Raw genomic sequence first — 17,349 nt, forward strand, 5'->3', positions numbered from 1 at the left:
TCTATTTTAAAGAAACCGAAAAATAACATCTTCAAAGCAGTTTAAATCATCAAATATTTGAAAAACAAGGCAGAAAGGAAGGCAAAACCCGCTGATTAATTCACCAAAAAAAGCGCATTTAAAAACAATTGCTTTCCATTCTCCCAAAAAGAGCGGAAAAGTACATCCGTTCCGATATAAACAATAGTCCCTTTACCTAAGCTTTGTACACCCAATGTCATTCCGGAACTTAGCGTTTTAAGCACCTTTGATCCAGCCACTCCAGCCACATAACTACCCCGCATAAATAAACCTACATTCCATCCCCTACTCAGGGGAGCATAAACATGGTCGTCAGTTTTTAAGGCATAATAATACTTACCCAAACTTGTGGAAAGCGGATGAGCTGTATCTAAATGAACTTTAAATATTGCCCCGGGAATCGCATCAGAGAGGTCTATCGAATTCCGGTTGGCATAGGATACTGTATTGATTAGGACTTCATCCTCTTTTGTTTCTTCTTTCTTTTTCACTTCGAAAACCTTGGAATCGGTCACACTTTGAACAGCATCTTCCAACAAAATGACCTTTCCACCGAGTTTGATCCAGTCTTCCAGTTTATCGATAGTTTCCAGCGGATAGGTCCCATCAGGCAGGATGAGTACATTGATTTTACTCAGGTTAAGATTTTCAATATTTCGTAAAGCCATCAGAGTCACCGGATAATTTAATTCCTGTTCCATATAATGCCAGATCTCTCCTACACTCTGTGAGGAACTTTCTGTGCCCGCCACAATGCCCACCTTCGGCAAATTCAACACCCGATAGGCAGAGGAACCAAAATCCTTTCCTCGGTCTACAAATCCACTTGCAGCCGGATAAAAAGGTTGTTTCATCTTTTTCTCTATGCCCGCTATTTTAGTGCTTAAATTTGGAACCAGGCGCTCATTTTCCATCCGGTAAATCAATAAAGAACCCAGTTCGAATTTACGTCCGCCTACAGTGAAAGCTTCTTCTGCAATTCTAACTTTAATGTTCTCTTTTTGCAATGCCATCAATACCTGTGCATCCGGCAGCCCCTTCCAGGGCAAAATCCAGGCATAAGGCCTGCTCAGCGGAGGAAAAACATCCCGAACATCTTCCGGATCCGGAAACTGGCCTTTGATCGCTTCCATACTAGCATAAGCAGGTAAACCGTATGCATAAGGCAAGGCCCAGGCGGTAATGTCGTAAGTATTGGAATCACTCACTTTCGTTTGTGGTTCCATCAGCACATTGGCCAATACTGCTCTGGCTTGATTTAAAGGAATTACCAGATCATTACGCTCCACTTTAAAGCGCTCAGTTTTTCCGCTTTCATAGCTATATCCCGTAAATTCCTTATCCAGACCATAGGCGAACTGAATGTGATTTCTTTTTAAAAGTTCTGCCAATTTTTGAAGTCTATACCTGTTCTGTGCCTTGATCACATAACTTTTATAAATTCCGGGCGGATTTAAGAGCCCTTTTTCAAAATACTTCGCAAACTCCTCCAGCAAGCGATTTGCATGAATGGAAACAGTTTCCAAAGTGGCCATTCCCGTAGTAAAATGATGCTCAATCCGATCTTTTAAAGTCAGGGTATCTCCATCTAATGTGATAACCGATAGGCCAGCGCCAATCCCTCCCTGCTCATAGGTCATCCCTATCGCACCATTATATAAAGGATAAGTATCGCCATAGGAAGGGTACAACAGATCAAACTGTTCTTTAGTAAAATACTGCCAGCCATGTTGATCAAAATACTTTGCATTATTTTTCCCTACCGTCACCTGAAAACTCCTTTGCCAGGGAGTAATGTCCTGGTGAATTGGCTCCGCTGCAGGCGCAAAATAATAGGGTTCATTATAACTCTGCTCATGAAAATCTACATGTACCTGTGGCATCCAATCCTGATATAAGTCCAGACGTTGCTGAGTTTCCAGCTGTGACTGCCAGGCCCAATCCCGGTTCAGATCGAAATAATAATGATTAGACCGGCCTCCTGGCCATGGCTCAATATGTTCTCGCGCATTCGGATTCGGATTCGGCTGAAAGCCCATTGTTGAGCCAAAAAAATTTAAATAACGCTCCCTTCCATCCGGATTGAGGCAGGGATCGATGATCACAAGGGTATTTTTTAAATAGTTCTGAATCTGGGCTGATTTCGCCTCTGCCAGGGTAAACAAGGTTTTTAGTGCCGTCTCTGTAGAACTGGCTTCATTACCATGCACATTATAACTAAACCACAGGATCACAGGCTGTTTTCCTTTAATAAGAGGCTTTTCGGGATTAGTAAGGCCTTCTGCATTACTCAGGCTTAAGTTTTGCTTCCTGATCCCTTCCAGATTGTCCATATTCTCTTTCGCAGAGACAATCGCAACCAGCAGCTCTCTCCCCTCATAGCTCTTCCCATATTTCTGAATTTTTATATTCTTGTTGGCAAGGCCGAGATATTTAATATATTCCAGTACTTTATAATGAGGTGTAAATTTGCTACCCAAAGGATATCCTAAAAACTCTTCCGGCGACTTGAGCTGCGCTTCCGCTGGCTTTAGTCCAATCAGCAATAGTAGAAATGAGAGTAAATAATACTTCATAATCAGGAATTAAGACTCCAAAATACTAAAGAATATTTTTTGTTTCTCTTTCATAGTGTAATTTTACCATATCATTTAGATTTAAGCATATGTCAACCATCGATTCCCTGTATCAACATTTTTTAAATTACCCAACCATATGCACCGATACAAGGAGCATTACCAAAGACTGCCTGTTCTTTGCGCTTAAAGGAGAGAATTTTGATGCCAACTCCTTTGCAGCACAAGCTTTAAATCTAGGTGCGGCATATGTGATTATTGATAATTCTGAATATGCAGTTGATCAACGCAGTATTTTAGTCCCGGATGTACTGACTGCCTTACAACAATTGGCTAAACATCATAGGGAACAACTGAACATCCCGGTGATTGGGCTCACGGGAAGCAATGGAAAAACCACGACAAAGGAACTCATCAATGCCGTACTTGCTGAAAAATATAAAACATTTGCCACTAAAGGCAATTTAAATAATCACATTGGTGTACCACTTTCTTTACTTTCTTTGACTAAAGAAACAGAAATTGCAGTGATTGAAATGGGCGCAAATCACCAGAAAGAGATCGAGTTTCTCTGCGAACTCGCTCAACCTACACATGGCCTGATTACCAATATTGGCATGGCACATCTTGATGGATTTGGCGGTTTTGAAGGCGTTAAAAAAGGAAAATCAGAGCTTTTTCAGTATTTGAAAAAACAAGATGGCCTGGCTTTCATCAACCAGGATAATCCCTACCTAATGGAGATGCAAATGGCCAAAGGCTTAACAAAAATCGTTTACTATGGGACTGAACCCAACAATACCATCACAGGAAAGCTACTAAAAACAGACCCATTTCTGGAGCTTGCCTGGACAGATCAGGAAGAAATCCATGACTTACATACCCAGCTAACCGGAGCTTACAACTTTGAAAATATCCTTGCAGCAATTTGTATTGGTCATTTCTTTGGGTTAGGTGCGGATCAAATTAATCTGGGTTTATCTGGCTACCAGCCTAAAAACAACCGTTCACAATTGAGTAAAACAGATAAAAATACGGTGATCTGTGATTTCTACAATGCCAATCCAAGTAGTATGATCGCAGCATTAGCCAATATTGAATCACTTTCAGCAGCCAAAAAAGTAGTCATCATTGGGGATATGTTTGAGCTGGGAAATGAGTCCGCCGCACAACATCAACTGATCATCTCCACAGCGGAAAAAACAGCAGTTCACACATTAATTTTCATCGGGAAACACTTCTATGAAGAAAAAGAAGGCCACAGGGGACACTTTTTCCAAAATCCAGCAGCAGCAGCAGCCTTCCTACAAAAGGAATCCATTACAGATAGCCTGATCTTACTCAAAGGTTCAAGAGGTATGGCGCTGGAACAACTGCTTCCCATATTGTAACAATTACACAGACATTAGAGTGATGACATGACTGATATTGCCGCTTAGGCGATAAGGGTTCTATTGGTAATTTTGTAGGGTTCTGCTAGGGCTTGCTAGGGCCAACCGGGCTTTGAAACCCTGATAAAAACCCTGGAAATGAAGCCATTTCCCACCTGTCTATCAGAGCTCTAACCCAGTTCATCTTATTGCCCTGCATAAAAACCACGGTAAAAATTAACTATTCTTGTATTTAAAGAAACAAAATGAATTGTTTCTGTAAATACAAATTTATGGCAATCATTAAGAACATCCTTGGCGTGCCCAATGGAAAAATCGGAGACATGGTTTTCTATCAGAGAAAGGGAAAAACCATTTGCAAAACAATTGGAAAGACTGCACAATTGAGCCCATTACAACTGGCCAATTGCCAAGCCATGTCGGTGACAACAACATTGCTTCGGCATATGCTGAAGTTCATCAATCTGGGTTATGGCTTACAAGCAAAAGGGACTGATCAGCATCCGCACAACCTGGCAACTGCTTATCATAAAAAGTATGCTTTAAAAGGAGTTTATCCAAATATTGAAGTTGATTATGCGAAAGTAATGCTGAGTCAGGGGGATTTATCAGTCATCACAGATATCAAAGTGGAGAAACTTTCTACAGGCATTCAGTTCAGCTGGGATCCGAAGTTGAATTATAAGCGGGAGGAACATGATGATCTGGTCATGATCTTACTTTATTTCAAAAACAAAAAGCGAGTGGAAGAGCATCTAAATGCGGCCAAAAGAAGTGACGGGCAGGTATTTTTATTAATAAATGAGGAGGAAATTTTACTGCCTACCGCCATCTATATTGCCCTTCGAAGCGCTGATGGAACTCAGGTATCCGACAGCAAATATCTTGGAACATTAAATGACCCTGAAGAGGATTTAGGCTAAGGTATGATTTCGGAAACCTTAATACCCACATCACTGATTTCTTTCAGTGGGTTGTCGCGCATGTTTTGCTCCAGTTCCAACTCATACTTTCCCGGAGCGGGAAACTTATAATTGGTCAGTAAAGGCAAAGTATAGGTATAAAGATTACCAGAACCGGAACCATTCCATTGTCCATCAGGTTGAGCCAGGCGATATTCGTATCGTCTGCTCTGCTTTTTTTCACCTTGCTTGCGCAGGTGCATTAACACAAAAATGTTGGAATAACCATAATCAGCGGTATGGCGAAGTTTGAAGTAAATATCATAAGGCTTACTGCTGTCGGTAATCTCAATTACCGCTTTTACCTTATGGTCATAGCTCCAGTTTCTGGAAGGCATAGAAACATTATTATCAATCACATTATGGGGATCACAACCACTCAAAAGAGTAGTTAAGATCCCCGTAATTAGCACTAAAACGGCTTTAAAATTATTCATTTGCAGGCTTATCCGTTGGTTTTTTTCTGCGGTTATTATTTCTGTTTCTGTTATTACGGCTCGGCTTTGGTGTTCCAGGATTAGCCCCTTCAGCAGCAGCTCCTGTTGCTTCTGGTGTTTGAGCGGCTGGCGCTCCTTTTTGCTGTCCAGCAGCTTTCTGCTGTCCCTGCCCCTTAGGCTGTCCGGAATGAGCTTGCCCTGCATTACCAGGTGTTCCAGCAGGTTTATTTGGATTGCCCTGTCCCTTACCTGGTCCTTTAGACTGACCCTTTGCCTGTCCACCTTGAGCAGCCCTTTGCTGAGCTTTAGCAGGGTTTGCATTTCCAGCCTGACCCTGGCCCTTTGGCTGTTGTTGAGCTGCAGGTTGACCAGACTGGGTGTTTTTATTGCCCTCTGGACGTATCTTAGAAGGCTGTCCAGGTCTTGCCTGCTTCTCTGGTCTGGCCGTTTTATCACCTCTATTCTGATGATTGTTTGGCCTTTGCTCTCCAGTACGAGGCGGGTTATTTCTGTTGTTATTATTGCGGTTGCCTTTATTTCTAGGCTTATCGTCCAGACGTGTTAAGCTATCCTGACCAACCACATTCTCATAATCAGGGATCTTCTCAATCACTGTAGTCGACACCAGTTCAACCGCTTCTTCCTTCAGGTTATTTGGTTTCAATCCTTTCTTATTCATGGCCATGATCTCTTTCACACGGTCCACTTTTAAAGGAATCCAATCTTCCATGTTAGGATAACTGAACCACATTAGCTTCTTAAAGATGTCTGTTTTCTGATGACGGGCAACGCCAATTTCCGTTTGCAGGTTCTCTATGCGATCTGGAATATCTTTCAAAGCATCCAGATAAGTATCCAGTTCATAATTTAAACAGCATTTCAACTTTCCGCATTGTCCGGCAAGTTTTAAAGTGTTCAATGACAAGTTCTGATACCTGGCAGCCGCTGTAGATACTGTCTTAAAGTTTGTTAACCAGGTAGAACAGCACAATTCACGGCCACATGAGCCAATTCCGCCCAGCCTGCCTGCTTCCTGTCTCATACCAATCTGACGCATCTCAATCCTGATCCTGAACGTTTCTGCCATTTTCTTGATCAATTCCCTAAAATCTACACGCCCTTCAGCAGTATAAAAAAAAGTCGCCTTGGTTTTATCACCCTGATAATCTACATCAGAGATTTTCATCGACAAACGCAAGTCCAAAGCCAGCGTACGGGCTTTGTGCATGGTTTCCCATTCCAGGCCTTTTGCCAATTTCCATTTCTCTACATCCGCTTCCGTAGCTTTTCTGTAAATCCTCCTGGTTACCTGATCAATTGGGGTCTTACGACGTTTCATCTGTATACGCACCAATTCCCCGGTAAGAGAAATGTGACCTACGTCGTAACCACCTGTTGGGCCTTCTACGGCTACCAATTCGCCAATTTCAAGATAGATGTTGTCATTGTTCAGGAAAAATTCTTTCCTGGCACCTTTAAATTTAACTTCTACTACTTGAAAAGGTATATAATTTGAGGGCATGTCCAAATTCGACAGCCAATCGTAAACTTCTAATTTCTGGCAGCCTCCGGTAAGGCATGAGCCATTACTTTTGCAGCCTGAGGGGGCGCAACCGCCACCTGTAGAACAACTTCCACATCCCATAGTTAATTGTATATATATTGAGTCCCTTTCGGGAGCGTTTTAAACTTAATTATTTTTACCAATTGTAAAGATACATCTAAAAACAGAATTTTAGGGTTGGCGTTCCTTTCAATATGGTAATGAGCACGTTCCAACACCTGAATAATGGCCTCCGCCATCGGTAGATCCAGGACCTTTTCACTTAGCTTTTTTGCAGTATCTAATGTTCTTGCGGGCAGTTTTACCAGAACTTCTGCATCGCTCAACAGCAGACTACATTCCCTCAGAAAATTAATTCCGTATTTTAAAAAATTCTTTTGATTTTCTCTTCCCCAACCAGCGGCCTGTTCCACAAAGGTAGTCAGTTCCAGCACACGGTTACCATATCCCATCCTCAACCACTCTGCAAATTTATCCGCATTGCCATTTTGGGTATTGGCCAATAATAACTTTGCCTCAATCAAATTTCCATCCGCCAGGAAACTATACTCTATCGCCTGTTCCTCCGGCATACCATGCTTTTCACAAAGGTAGTTTTCTATGGTCTCATGTGGTAACTTCGGAATTTTTACAATTTGAGTTCTGGACAACAAAGTCGACAGGATTTGCTCCTGATTGTTGGCCACCAACAGAAATAGAGTGTTTGCAGGCGGTTCCTCAATGATTTTTAACAAAGAGTTTCCTTCTCTATCCAGATATTCCGGCAACCACATGATCAAAACCTTGGTCTCTCCTTCAAAAGCTTTATAACTCAGCTTTTTTATAATGTCGTGACATTCGGCAATATTGATATTCGCTTGTTTATTCTCTGCATTCAGTTTAGAACGCCAGATATCCATATCAAAATATGGATCTTCCAGAAGCATGCTACGCCATTCGTCGATCACATCAACTGCAATCCGGGCATCCTTTGAAGCAAAAAATGGGTAAGAAAAATGCAAATCAGGGTGGATATAACGCTCATACTTCCTGCAGGAAGAACAGGCTCCACAGCTATCATCATGCTGCTTATCAAGGCAATTAATGTATTGCGCATAAGCAATGGCCAGGGGTAAAGCACCACTCCCTTCGGCAGACAAAAATAACTGAGCATGACTCACCCTATTTTCGGCAACTGTCTGTACCAACTGCGCCTTAATCTGTTCCTGTCCGATGATGTCTTTAAATTGCATTTGGTGCAAAATAACAATTTTTTAGATTATTGATTTGCATATTTGCATTTATGCCGAGAATTCTAGCTTTTGATTACGGAACAAAACGGGTCGGGATTGCCGTTACAGACCCCCTGCAAATTATTGCTACCGGGTTAGACACCATACACCCGAAAGACATCATCGAATACCTGAAAAAATACATGCTCACAGAAGCTGTGGAAGCTTTTGTGCTGGGAGATCCAATACAAATGGACGGAACACCTTCCGAGTCCAAACAGCATGTGAAAGGTTTTGCAAAAATCTTAAGAAGAACCTTTCCTGATATCCCTCAGTTCTGGATTGATGAACGCTTTACTTCTAAACTGGCCCATCAGGCCATTATGCAAAGCGGACTTAAAAAACAAGACCGTAGAGATAAAGATCGTGTGGATACCATTGCGGCGACTATCATCCTGCAATATTTTATGGAACAGCCCCGTTTATAGTGCAATAATAGCATGGTACACCTCATCCAATTAAAGAATAAAAATGCTGATTAAATAGATTATGAGCCTGATTAATGACGATATGCAGCAGTTGCTGCTCAATTATTGCGAACCTGAATCGGATTTATTGAAGAAAATAGACCGCGAAACTAACCTGAAAGTATTGATGCCGAGAATGATTTCCGGCCATTATCAAGGTCGCGTATTGAGTTTTTTAAGTAAAATGATCAGCCCGAGAAGAATTTTAGAAATTGGTACATTTACAGGATACGCCACCATCTGTCTGGCAGAAGGCCTGAGCCAGGATGGAATTATTTATACACTGGACAAGAATGAGGAGCTGGAAGAAATGGTGATCCGCAACCTTGCTGCGGCTCCCGAGCCTTCAAAAATCCGCTACATTTTAGGCGATGCCACACAAACGATCAATGAACTGGACGAGACTTTCGACCTGGTATTTATTGATGCCGATAAAAAAAATAATGGTACTTATTATGATCAGATTTTTGACCGGGTGCGTCCTGGTGGACTAATTATCGTAGATAATGTGCTTTGGAGTGGAAAAGTGCTAAAGCCAGACCAGGATAAAGGAACTAAAAATATAAGTACATTTAATGATAAAATAGCGGCCGACAACCGTGTGGAAAAACTGATCCTCCCCATTAGGGACGGACTTTTTATCATCAGAAAAAAATAAAATATGATTAAAAAACTATGGTCGATTTTGCTCAGCATCACACTTTTTACATTTGCTGCGCAGGCCCAAAGTACAGAAGATTATATTACTGATCGCGTAGAACATGCACAAGAGTTAATGCGCGAAAATGGCATCCCGGCAAGCGTCATCATTGCTGTTGCCATTCATGAATCAGCCGCCGGACAAAGCAAAATTGCCCGCTATATGAACAACCATTTTGGCATCAAAGGACCAAATAGCAATACGGAAATCCGATCAGCCTATCGCGATTATGAAACTGTAGAAGCATCATATGATCATTTTATTGAGTTTTTGAAAAGCAGAGCAACTTTCAGCCCACTGTTTGAAAAGTACGATCAGTATGATTACCGGGCCTGGGCCAGAGGAATCCAGCGTGGAGGCTATGCTGCCAGTCGTTCCTGGGCATCGCAAATCGTTGGTCTTGTCAAAAAATACGAACTTTACCAGTACGATGAAAGACCGGAGGATTATATAGAGCCCCCGGTTGTGGTACGGACGGCCAAGAGAAAGACCGCCAGCACTACAGGAAGACGATATACGGTGAAAAGTGGAGATAATTTAAGTACCATCGCCAAACGTTACCACACCAGCACAAAAGCAATTATGAAAAAGAACGGATTGAAAAGCATCAAGCTGAAACCCGGACAAAAAATAAGAATCTAATGAACAATAACTTTCTAATGAAAAGTAGAATAGGACTCCTTGCCCTGATCCTGCCTTTATTCTTTGCCTGTAAAACCAAACAATACAGTCGCAATAACAAGCAAATAGAGAAAGCAGCCAATAAAGCAAATCCAAATATGCCCTCTTATACTACTTTAAACTATATTGAATCGTTTAAAGCAGTAGCGATTGAAGAAATGAATGCTTTTGGGATTCCTGCAAGTATTACGCTGGCACAGGGGATTATTGAATCGGGTAGCGGGAACAGCAGCCTGGCGAAATATGCCAACAACCATTTTGGGATCAAATGTACTTCTGAATGGAAAGGAAAAGCTTATTATAAAGACGACGATAAAAGTGATGATTGCTTTCGTGTCTATAAAGATGCGAGAGAGTCTTATAAAGACCATTCTCAGTTTCTCAAAAGAAAACGCTATAGTTTTCTTTTTGAGTTAGACAAAAATGACTATAAAAACTGGGCTTATGGCCTAAAACAGGCTGGATATGCCACTAATCCAAAATATCCGACCATGCTGATCAACATCATTGAAAAGTACCAACTGAATCAATATGACCAGTCGGAAACAGAAAGAGAAAAACTAAAAAGAGAAGACAAGGTATTCTCTGAAATCAATGCCGGCATCAGCCAGGAAAAGAAAAAATTCACACCCGTAGCGACCCCAGCTTCTAAACAGGTCATCAAAACACCAACCGATACCACAGGAACGATCTCCGCCAGAGCAGATTCAGTGGACAATTCAGGCCTTGGTAGGACTTATACCGTACAAAAAGGAGATACCCTATACAACCTCTCCAAAAGATTCAATATTAGCATTGAAGACATTAAAACGCTAAACAGTCTTGCAGAGGAAGGAATTAAAATCGGACAAAAACTGATCTTAGTTAAATAATGTTAATCTTTAATCCCAAAGGCTAGATATCTTGTAATTTTGTTTTCAATGAAGCGGTTAGGTTTTTTCCTTATACTTTTTTTTCTGAGCCTTAGAATTTTTGCGCAGCAACCTGTTGTGCAGGGATTTGTTATTGACAAAGAATCAAAATTGCGTCTGGCAAAAGTGTATGTCTATAATTCCAGTAAAGACGAAGGGATATACAACAACCCCAAGGGAGAATTTAGCATTAAAGCAGCCGTAGGAGATACTTTATTTGCTGTTTTACAAGGCTATGCCCTGGATACAATTGTTTATAAAGGCCAGAAAGCCGTTTATTTTCAATTGAAATCATTGGGAATCAATCTACGAGAAGTAGCTATTCTTGGCGAGAAATACACTCCACAGCAGCGCCATGAGCTTACTTTAAAAGAGTACAAGTACGCGCTGGACAAAGGCAAAGCCAAAGACCTCCTAAATTTAGGAACAGGCGGAGTTGGACTTGGCATTGATGCCATTTACAACCTGCTGAGCCGGGAAGGTAAAAATGCCCGGCACCTGCAAAAGATCCTGGAAAAAGATTATAAAGAAGCCATCATTGACTACCGCTTCAAGCCGGAATATGTCAAAAAAGTATTACATATCGGGGATTATGAAGCGGCAGATTTTATGCAGCAATACCGGCCTACTTACCAGTTTGTACTCAATGCCTCCGATTATGCTTTTGTGGTATTCTTAAAAAACAGTTATGCCAGTTACAAGCGAAATCCAGCAGCATTCCGGCTACCATCCCTGCCAAAACTAACCATTGAGGAGTTTTGAGGTATTTCTTTTTGATATGGCCCCGGATGTCTGCAAATGCAATGGCCATCTTTCCCTTTATCATTCTGCAAGCTAAACATCAAAAGAATAACCCCAGCCTGATCAATCATGAACGCATTCACCTGCGTCAGCAGCTGGAACTCCTGATCCTGCCTTTTTACCTTTTATATGGCCTGAACTATTTGTTAAACCTGTATCGTTTTAAAAACCATTACCTGGCTTACTTTAACATCCGCTTTGAGCGTGAAGCCTATGCAAATGAAGCCGATTTAGGCTATTTAAAAAAACGGAAACTATTTTCCTGGTGGCTTTACCGGGCAGAAAAGCCGTAAATCCCTCTGCTTCTGCAATTAGTTTGCTATTAAACTTTTAATAAGCAACATTTTTGTTTTTCTTTGTAGGAATGAAGATTTTTTACGCCAGTTTCTTATTGACCTTAGTCGTGTCCCTCAATTCCGCATCTGCCCAGGAAGTAGATAGCATTCCAATTGATACTAAAGGTTTAGACATTAAACTTAAACGTAGCCCTCTGCCTTCCAGAACGGGAAACCTGATCTTTAAACCTGTGCCCCTTAGCCCAGTGGTGGTAGATGCTAAAGTAAATTACTGGAAAACCAGAACTTCTGTAGGCATTAATTTCTCCCAGGCTGCTTTCTCCAACAACTGGACAGGTGGTGGAGTGAACTCGATCGCTTTAGGTGGCCTAATCAATTACAAAGCAGAATACAGCAAAGAGAACTTAAGTTATGTCAGCGAACTGATCCTGGAATACGGAAAGGTGAGAAATAAAGGACAGCTGCAGAAAAAAACTAGAGATCGTATATTTTGGGATAATAAAGCCGCAATTCAGCTTTCTAAAAACTGGTATTTCTTCGGATCCATCAACTTTGAATCTCAATTTGATAAAGGCTTTAGATATTATAATGATGCCTCAGGTGTAGAAAGAGAAATACTGACTTCCAAATTTATGTCGCCAGGCTACTTAACTGAATCCATGGGTTTTGAGTATAAACCAAATAAATATTTCTCCACTCGAATTGGTACAGGTACAGCGAAACAAACTTTCGTGCTTGCGCCAGAGGAATTGTTCATTACCCCTCCTGATTCAGTAAACCGTAGTTTGACTAATTATGGGGTGCCTAAGGGGAAAAAATTCAGAAATGAGCTGGCTTTTCAGATCGTGAGTAATTTTGAGAAAGAAATTTTCACAAATACCGTATTGAAAGCAAGATATCAGATGTTTATTCCTTACGATAGATCTCTGGCCAACATTGATCACCGTCTGGATGTCACCCTTACCTCGAAATTAAACAGGTTAATGAATGTGAGCATAAACGGTGTTGGATTGTTGGATAAGGATACCAATCCGAAGATCCAGGCGAACCAAACTCTTGCTATTGGCGTAATGTTTGTTTTCCCGAGGTAATACTTTACAAATATTCCCATATCATTCAGCCAAAATTAATAACTTTGGCTTTCACAAAAAATTGATCACTAAGCATTAAAGAAAATGTTTGAAAATTTACAGGATAAACTAGACCGTGCATTTAAAGTTTTAAAAGGACAAGGCAGTATTACAGAAATCAACGTGGCTGAAACCATGAAAGAAATCCGTAAGGCTTTGTTAGATGCCGACGTAAATTACAAAACAGCCAAGAGCTTCACAGATGAAGTGAAGGAAAAAGCACTGGGCTTAAATGTACTTACTGCTGTTTCTCCAGGTCAGTTGCTGACCAAAGTAATGAACGATGAACTGACTGCCTTAATGGGTGGTGAAGTAACAGAGTTAGATCTTAAAACCAACCCAACCATCATATTGATCGCCGGACTAAATGGTGCAGGTAAAACTACCTTCACCGGAAAACTGGCTAATTACCTGAAAAGTAAAGGCAAAAAGCCTTTATTGGTAGCTGGCGACGTATACCGCCCTGCAGCGGTAGATCAGTTGCAGATCCTTGGAGAGCAGGTTGGCGTACCTGTTTATGCAAATACTGAATCCAAAGATCCGGTAGCCATTGCGATGGAAGGTATTGCTGAAGGTAAAAAACAGCACAATAATGTAATTATTATCGATACGGCAGGTCGTTTAGCAATAGACGAAGAACTGATGAATGAAATCTCTGCCGTAAAAGAACATACAAAACCTCATGAAATCCTGTTTGTGGTAGATGCCATGACTGGACAAGATGCGGTAAATACGGCCAAAGCTTTTAACGACAGGTTAGACTTTACCGGGGTGGTGTTAACCAAACTGGATGGTGATACCCGTGGTGGTGCAGCCCTATCGATCAAATCAGTCGTAAACAAACCGATTAAATTTGTAGGTACTGGTGAGAAAATGGAAGCTCTGGATGTATTTTATCCAGACAGAATGGCTTCACGTATTTTAGGTATGGGTGACGTAGTTTCCCTTGTTGAGCGTGCACAAGAGCAATTCAACGAGAAAGAAGCTGCAGAACTTCAAAAGAAAATCCGCAAAAACAAATTCGATTTCAACGATTTCTACAGCCAGATCCAGCAGATCAAGAAAATGGGTAACATGAAAGACCTGATGGGCATGATTCCTGGTGTCAGCAAAATGATGAAGAACGTGGAGATCGAAGATGATGCTTTCAAGAATGTGGAAGCCATCATTCAATCGATGACCAAATACGAGCGAGAAAATCCTGATAGCATCCAACAAAGCAGACGTGCAAGAATTGCAAAAGGTTCAGGAAACAAAATTGAAGATGTAACGAAACTGATCAAACAGTTCGAAGATATGCGTAAAGTAATGAAGCAATTCTCTAATCCAGCTGCAGCAGCTAAAATGATGAAGAATATGCCTAAAATGCCAATGGGCAGAATGTAAAATACGCCAATTAAAAAAGAATATTTTTTGATAAATATGGAAAACCCGACCTGAATGTGTCGGGTTTTTTATTTGATTTTATTTCCCTTTTATTTGTCGGATGCTCACCACTTTATAGGTTATACGCATAGATTAGACCAGAACCTTGATCTGTTAATTATGCTGGTAAAAACTTATGGTAGTGCCGTTTTTGGTGTAGATGCACTCACCATTACGATTGAAGTCTGCATTGGCGGCGGCAATAAATATCACATTGTAGGATTACCGGACAATGCCATCAGGGAAAGCCTGAGAAGAATAGAAAGTGCCATCCAATCGGCAGGTTTAAAAATGCCCCGACAAAAGATCGTCATCAATCTGGCTCCTGCTGACATCAGGAAAGAAGGTTCTGCCTACGACCTTCCAATTGCGATCGCCATTCTTGCGGCCTCAGGACAAATTGAACTGAGCGATACCGATCAGTACTTTATTATGGGAGAACTATCCTTAGACGGAGGATTACAGCCCATCAAAGGAGCTTTACCCATCGCCATACAGGCACAGACAGCGGGTTTCAAAGGTTTTATCCTCCCTCAAAGTAACTCCAGAGAAGCGGCAATCGTTGGCGCACTCTTAGTTTATGGGATGCAAAATCTCAGGGAAGTGGTGGCCTTTTTTAAACTTCCCAGTGCAGAAAAACCAGCTCCAAACTTGTTGGAGCCCATTGAAACTTCTTTTTCCAACTGTGCCGGTTTTGAACACGATTTCTCCGATGTAAAAGGCCAGGAGCATATCAAACGTGCACTGGAGATTGCTGCAGCTGGTGGCCATAACCTCATTCTAATTGGTCCGCCAGGAGCTGGAAAAACAATGTTAGCAAAAAGACTCCCAAGTATTTTACCTCCATTGAGTATTCCAGAAGCCTTAGAGACCACTAAAATCCATTCCGTGGCAGGAAAACTAAATGGCCTGGATGCCTTATTAACCAGTAGGCCTTACCGTTGTCCACACCATACCATTTCAGATGTTGCACTGTTTCTTTTGGGGGCAAATTATTACTTGAAATATTCATCCTACTTTTTGAAAATTGAACCTCCATTCCTGCTTTAGTTTTTAATTTAATCACCCGATCGGAAGTGCTTTTTAAGCCGTTATTCGAATTACCGTTGCTACCACCACCTTTCTGTTCATCTTCTTTAAAATTTCCATTAACATCAACTTTCAACGTATGTAAATTATTGGCATCAGGCAATTTTGCAAAAACATTTATTGTATAGATCTCTTCTAAATCGTCAAAATCTATTACGATTTTATCAATAAACAACTTTACCAACGAACGTTTTGATTCAAAATCATCATTAAAAACTAGTCTGTCCCATTGTTTTAAAAATTCTCCAGCAAAATCAATATTTCTCGTTAGATGATCATGATCCTGTAACTTTAGATCTATTTCGGACAGCAATTTATTAAAATCTCTAGTTTGATTTTTATTTACAATCAACTGGTTTCTAGCATCCTCCATTGTTATGTCTTCATCGTTAACAAATGACAGAATAGTTTCTTTTGATCTTACTAAGGAATTGATTTTCTTTTCGTAAGTAGCTTTATCCTGCAATAATTTTTGAATATGATCTGGGTTACTTAACTTACTAACCTCTTCCTTAGCCTTATCAATTATTATACCCTTCCCTGCAATTAATGACCAGATTAGATCTTCTAAAGTATCGATGTTTATACTTCTAATCCCACACCTACCTTTTGTATTTACCCGTGATGAGCAATAATAATAGTGATCTCTTTTACTAGGACGAGTTCTACCACAAAAGTTAGATCCACAACGGCCACATATGCAAAGATTTTTCAATAAATACTTGTGTTTTGAAAGCCCGGGTGCATTTTGGTTCTTCTTTATTTGGATCTGAACTTCTTCCCATTTATGCTTGTCAATAATTGCAGGAGCATTAAATTCTTCCCCTTTATGCATTCGCCTACCTTTATATAATGGATTCTTTAATATACTTAGAACCGTATTTCCAGCCCACTTCTTAAAACGGTTATTACTTGCGTTGTTAAAAGAAGATCCCTCAACCTGACCTAATTTCTTTTGCAGGATAAGCCTATGTGTCTTTGTATGTACTCCCCTTTCATTCAAAACTTTAGCTATTTTACTACTTCCATGTCCATTTAAACAGAGGTTATATATTTCTACTACAATCTTAGCTTCTTCTTCGTCAACAATCAACATCCTACTTTCATCTGATGTATAACCGAATGGTTTAATAACTCCTGATGGGGCTCTCCCATTCATTGCATTATTTTTCAATACAGATTTTATTTTTAACGAGGTATCGATAGCAAACTTCATGTTAAAAAGGGCTTTAAAATCATTTATCAAAACGGCTCCTGTATCAGCAAAGTCGGTTGGCCCTTCTGATACTGTATGAACAATAACATTATGAAACTTAAATAGCTTTTTAATAAGAAAATTAGTCTCTTCATGTCTGGATAATCGTGAACTATCAAAAACAAAAACTTCACCAACTACCTTTCTTTGAATATCATCTAACAGCCTTTCAAATTCTGGTCGATTTTCAAAATTGTGATGGAAGGCAGACTTTCCTTTATCGATATATACCTCAAAATCAAGGCCTAATTGCTTAGCTTTCTCTTTACCCTTCAGAATTTGATCCTCAATTGATCCTCCTGCTCCTTTATCCCGTGATTGTCGAGCGTATATACCAAGTTTTAATTTCATACTATTCTGTCAAGGCTTAAT

General features: G+C 40.5%; 14 protein-coding genes and 2 pseudogenes. 11 read left to right on the plus strand and 5 right to left on the minus strand.

Annotated elements, in window-relative coordinates; genetic code table 11:
• Positions 1-95: 95 nt before the first annotated feature.
• Positions 96-2,597, minus strand: a complete 2,502-nt coding sequence (locus tag R2Q94_RS00320) for a M14 family metallopeptidase (RefSeq protein WP_316819440.1) — start codon at positions 2,595-2,597, stop codon at positions 96-98.
• Between the two features lie 89 nt (positions 2,598-2,686).
• Between R2Q94_RS00320 and R2Q94_RS00325 the strand changes: the two genes are divergently transcribed.
• Together R2Q94_RS00325 and R2Q94_RS00330 are read left to right on the plus strand one after the other, a co-directional pair.
• Positions 2,687-3,988 (plus strand): UDP-N-acetylmuramoyl-tripeptide--D-alanyl-D-alanine ligase, encoded by a 1,302-nt coding sequence (locus R2Q94_RS00325; RefSeq protein WP_316819441.1) that lies wholly within the window; start codon positions 2,687-2,689, stop codon positions 3,986-3,988.
• A 272-nt stretch (positions 3,989-4,260) separates the two neighbouring features.
• Positions 4,261-4,911 (plus strand): DUF6266 family protein, encoded by a 651-nt coding sequence (locus R2Q94_RS00330; RefSeq protein WP_316819442.1) that lies wholly within the window; start codon positions 4,261-4,263, stop codon positions 4,909-4,911.
• Here R2Q94_RS00330 and R2Q94_RS00335 read toward each other — a convergent pair.
• From R2Q94_RS00335 to R2Q94_RS00345, 3 genes and pseudogenes are all read right to left on the minus strand, one after another.
• Entirely contained in the window at positions 4,908-5,387 is a 480-nt protein-coding gene (locus tag R2Q94_RS00335; RefSeq protein ID WP_316819443.1) for a gliding motility lipoprotein GldH, read from the minus strand. The two genes, R2Q94_RS00330 and R2Q94_RS00335, sit on opposite strands and share 4 nt — an antisense overlap.
• An 823-nt stretch (positions 5,388-6,210) precedes the next feature.
• A pseudogene (locus R2Q94_RS00340) lies at positions 6,211-7,032 on the minus strand (stage 0 sporulation family protein); the annotation flags it as partial.
• A 2-nt stretch (positions 7,033-7,034) separates the two neighbouring features.
• Positions 7,035-8,183, minus strand: coding sequence for a hypothetical protein (locus tag R2Q94_RS00345; RefSeq protein ID WP_316819444.1), 1,149 nt, complete (start codon positions 8,181-8,183; stop codon positions 7,035-7,037).
• 50 nt (positions 8,184-8,233) lie between these two features.
• Here R2Q94_RS00345 and ruvX point away from each other — a divergent pair, with 50 nt between their 5' ends.
• The 9 genes and pseudogenes from ruvX to R2Q94_RS00390 all read left to right on the plus strand — a co-directional run.
• The gene (gene ruvX, locus R2Q94_RS00350; RefSeq protein WP_316819445.1) at positions 8,234-8,650 is read left to right on the plus strand and encodes a Holliday junction resolvase RuvX; all 417 of its coding nucleotides are present in this window, start codon (positions 8,234-8,236) and stop codon (positions 8,648-8,650) included.
• Positions 8,651-8,711: 61 nt separating this feature from the next.
• Complete coding sequence (locus R2Q94_RS00355) at positions 8,712-9,347, plus strand: O-methyltransferase (RefSeq protein WP_316819446.1); 636 nt, start codon at positions 8,712-8,714, stop codon at positions 9,345-9,347.
• 3 nt (positions 9,348-9,350) lie between these two features.
• A complete protein-coding gene (locus R2Q94_RS00360) occupies positions 9,351-10,031 on the plus strand; it encodes a glucosaminidase domain-containing protein (RefSeq protein WP_316819447.1) in 681 nt (226 codons plus the stop codon).
• 17 nt (positions 10,032-10,048) lie between these two features.
• Positions 10,049-10,942 (plus strand): glucosaminidase domain-containing protein, encoded by an 894-nt coding sequence (locus R2Q94_RS00365; protein ID WP_316819448.1) that lies wholly within the window; start codon positions 10,049-10,051, stop codon positions 10,940-10,942.
• A gap of 48 nt (positions 10,943-10,990) precedes the next feature.
• Entirely contained in the window at positions 10,991-11,743 is a 753-nt protein-coding gene (locus R2Q94_RS00370) for a hypothetical protein (RefSeq protein ID WP_316819449.1), read from the plus strand.
• 26 nt (positions 11,744-11,769) lie between these two features.
• On the plus strand, positions 11,770-12,075 hold the full coding sequence (locus tag R2Q94_RS00375) for a hypothetical protein (protein ID WP_316819450.1): 306 nt from the start codon (positions 11,770-11,772) through the stop codon (positions 12,073-12,075).
• 71 nt (positions 12,076-12,146) lie between these two features.
• The gene (locus R2Q94_RS00380; RefSeq protein ID WP_316819451.1) at positions 12,147-13,169 is read left to right on the plus strand and encodes a DUF3078 domain-containing protein; all 1,023 of its coding nucleotides are present in this window, start codon (positions 12,147-12,149) and stop codon (positions 13,167-13,169) included.
• Between the two features lie 84 nt (positions 13,170-13,253).
• Complete coding sequence (ffh, locus tag R2Q94_RS00385; protein ID WP_316819452.1) at positions 13,254-14,594, plus strand: signal recognition particle protein; 1,341 nt, start codon at positions 13,254-13,256, stop codon at positions 14,592-14,594.
• Positions 14,595-14,753: 159 nt separating this feature from the next.
• Positions 14,754-15,626, plus strand: a pseudogene (locus R2Q94_RS00390) (YifB family Mg chelatase-like AAA ATPase); the annotation flags it as partial.
• Here R2Q94_RS00390 and R2Q94_RS00395 read toward each other — a convergent pair.
• Positions 15,508-17,328 carry a recombinase family protein gene (locus R2Q94_RS00395; RefSeq protein ID WP_316819453.1) on the minus strand — a complete coding sequence of 607 codons (1,821 nt, stop codon included), beginning with the start codon at positions 17,326-17,328 and terminating at the stop codon, positions 15,508-15,510. The pseudogene R2Q94_RS00390 and the gene R2Q94_RS00395 sit on opposite strands and share 119 nt — an antisense overlap.
• Between the last annotated feature and the right edge of the window lie 21 nt (positions 17,329-17,349).

Origin of the sequence: Pedobacter gandavensis, from assembly GCF_032678465.1 — a bacterium.
Lineage (GTDB): Bacteria > Bacteroidota > Bacteroidia > Sphingobacteriales > Sphingobacteriaceae > Pedobacter > Pedobacter gandavensis_B.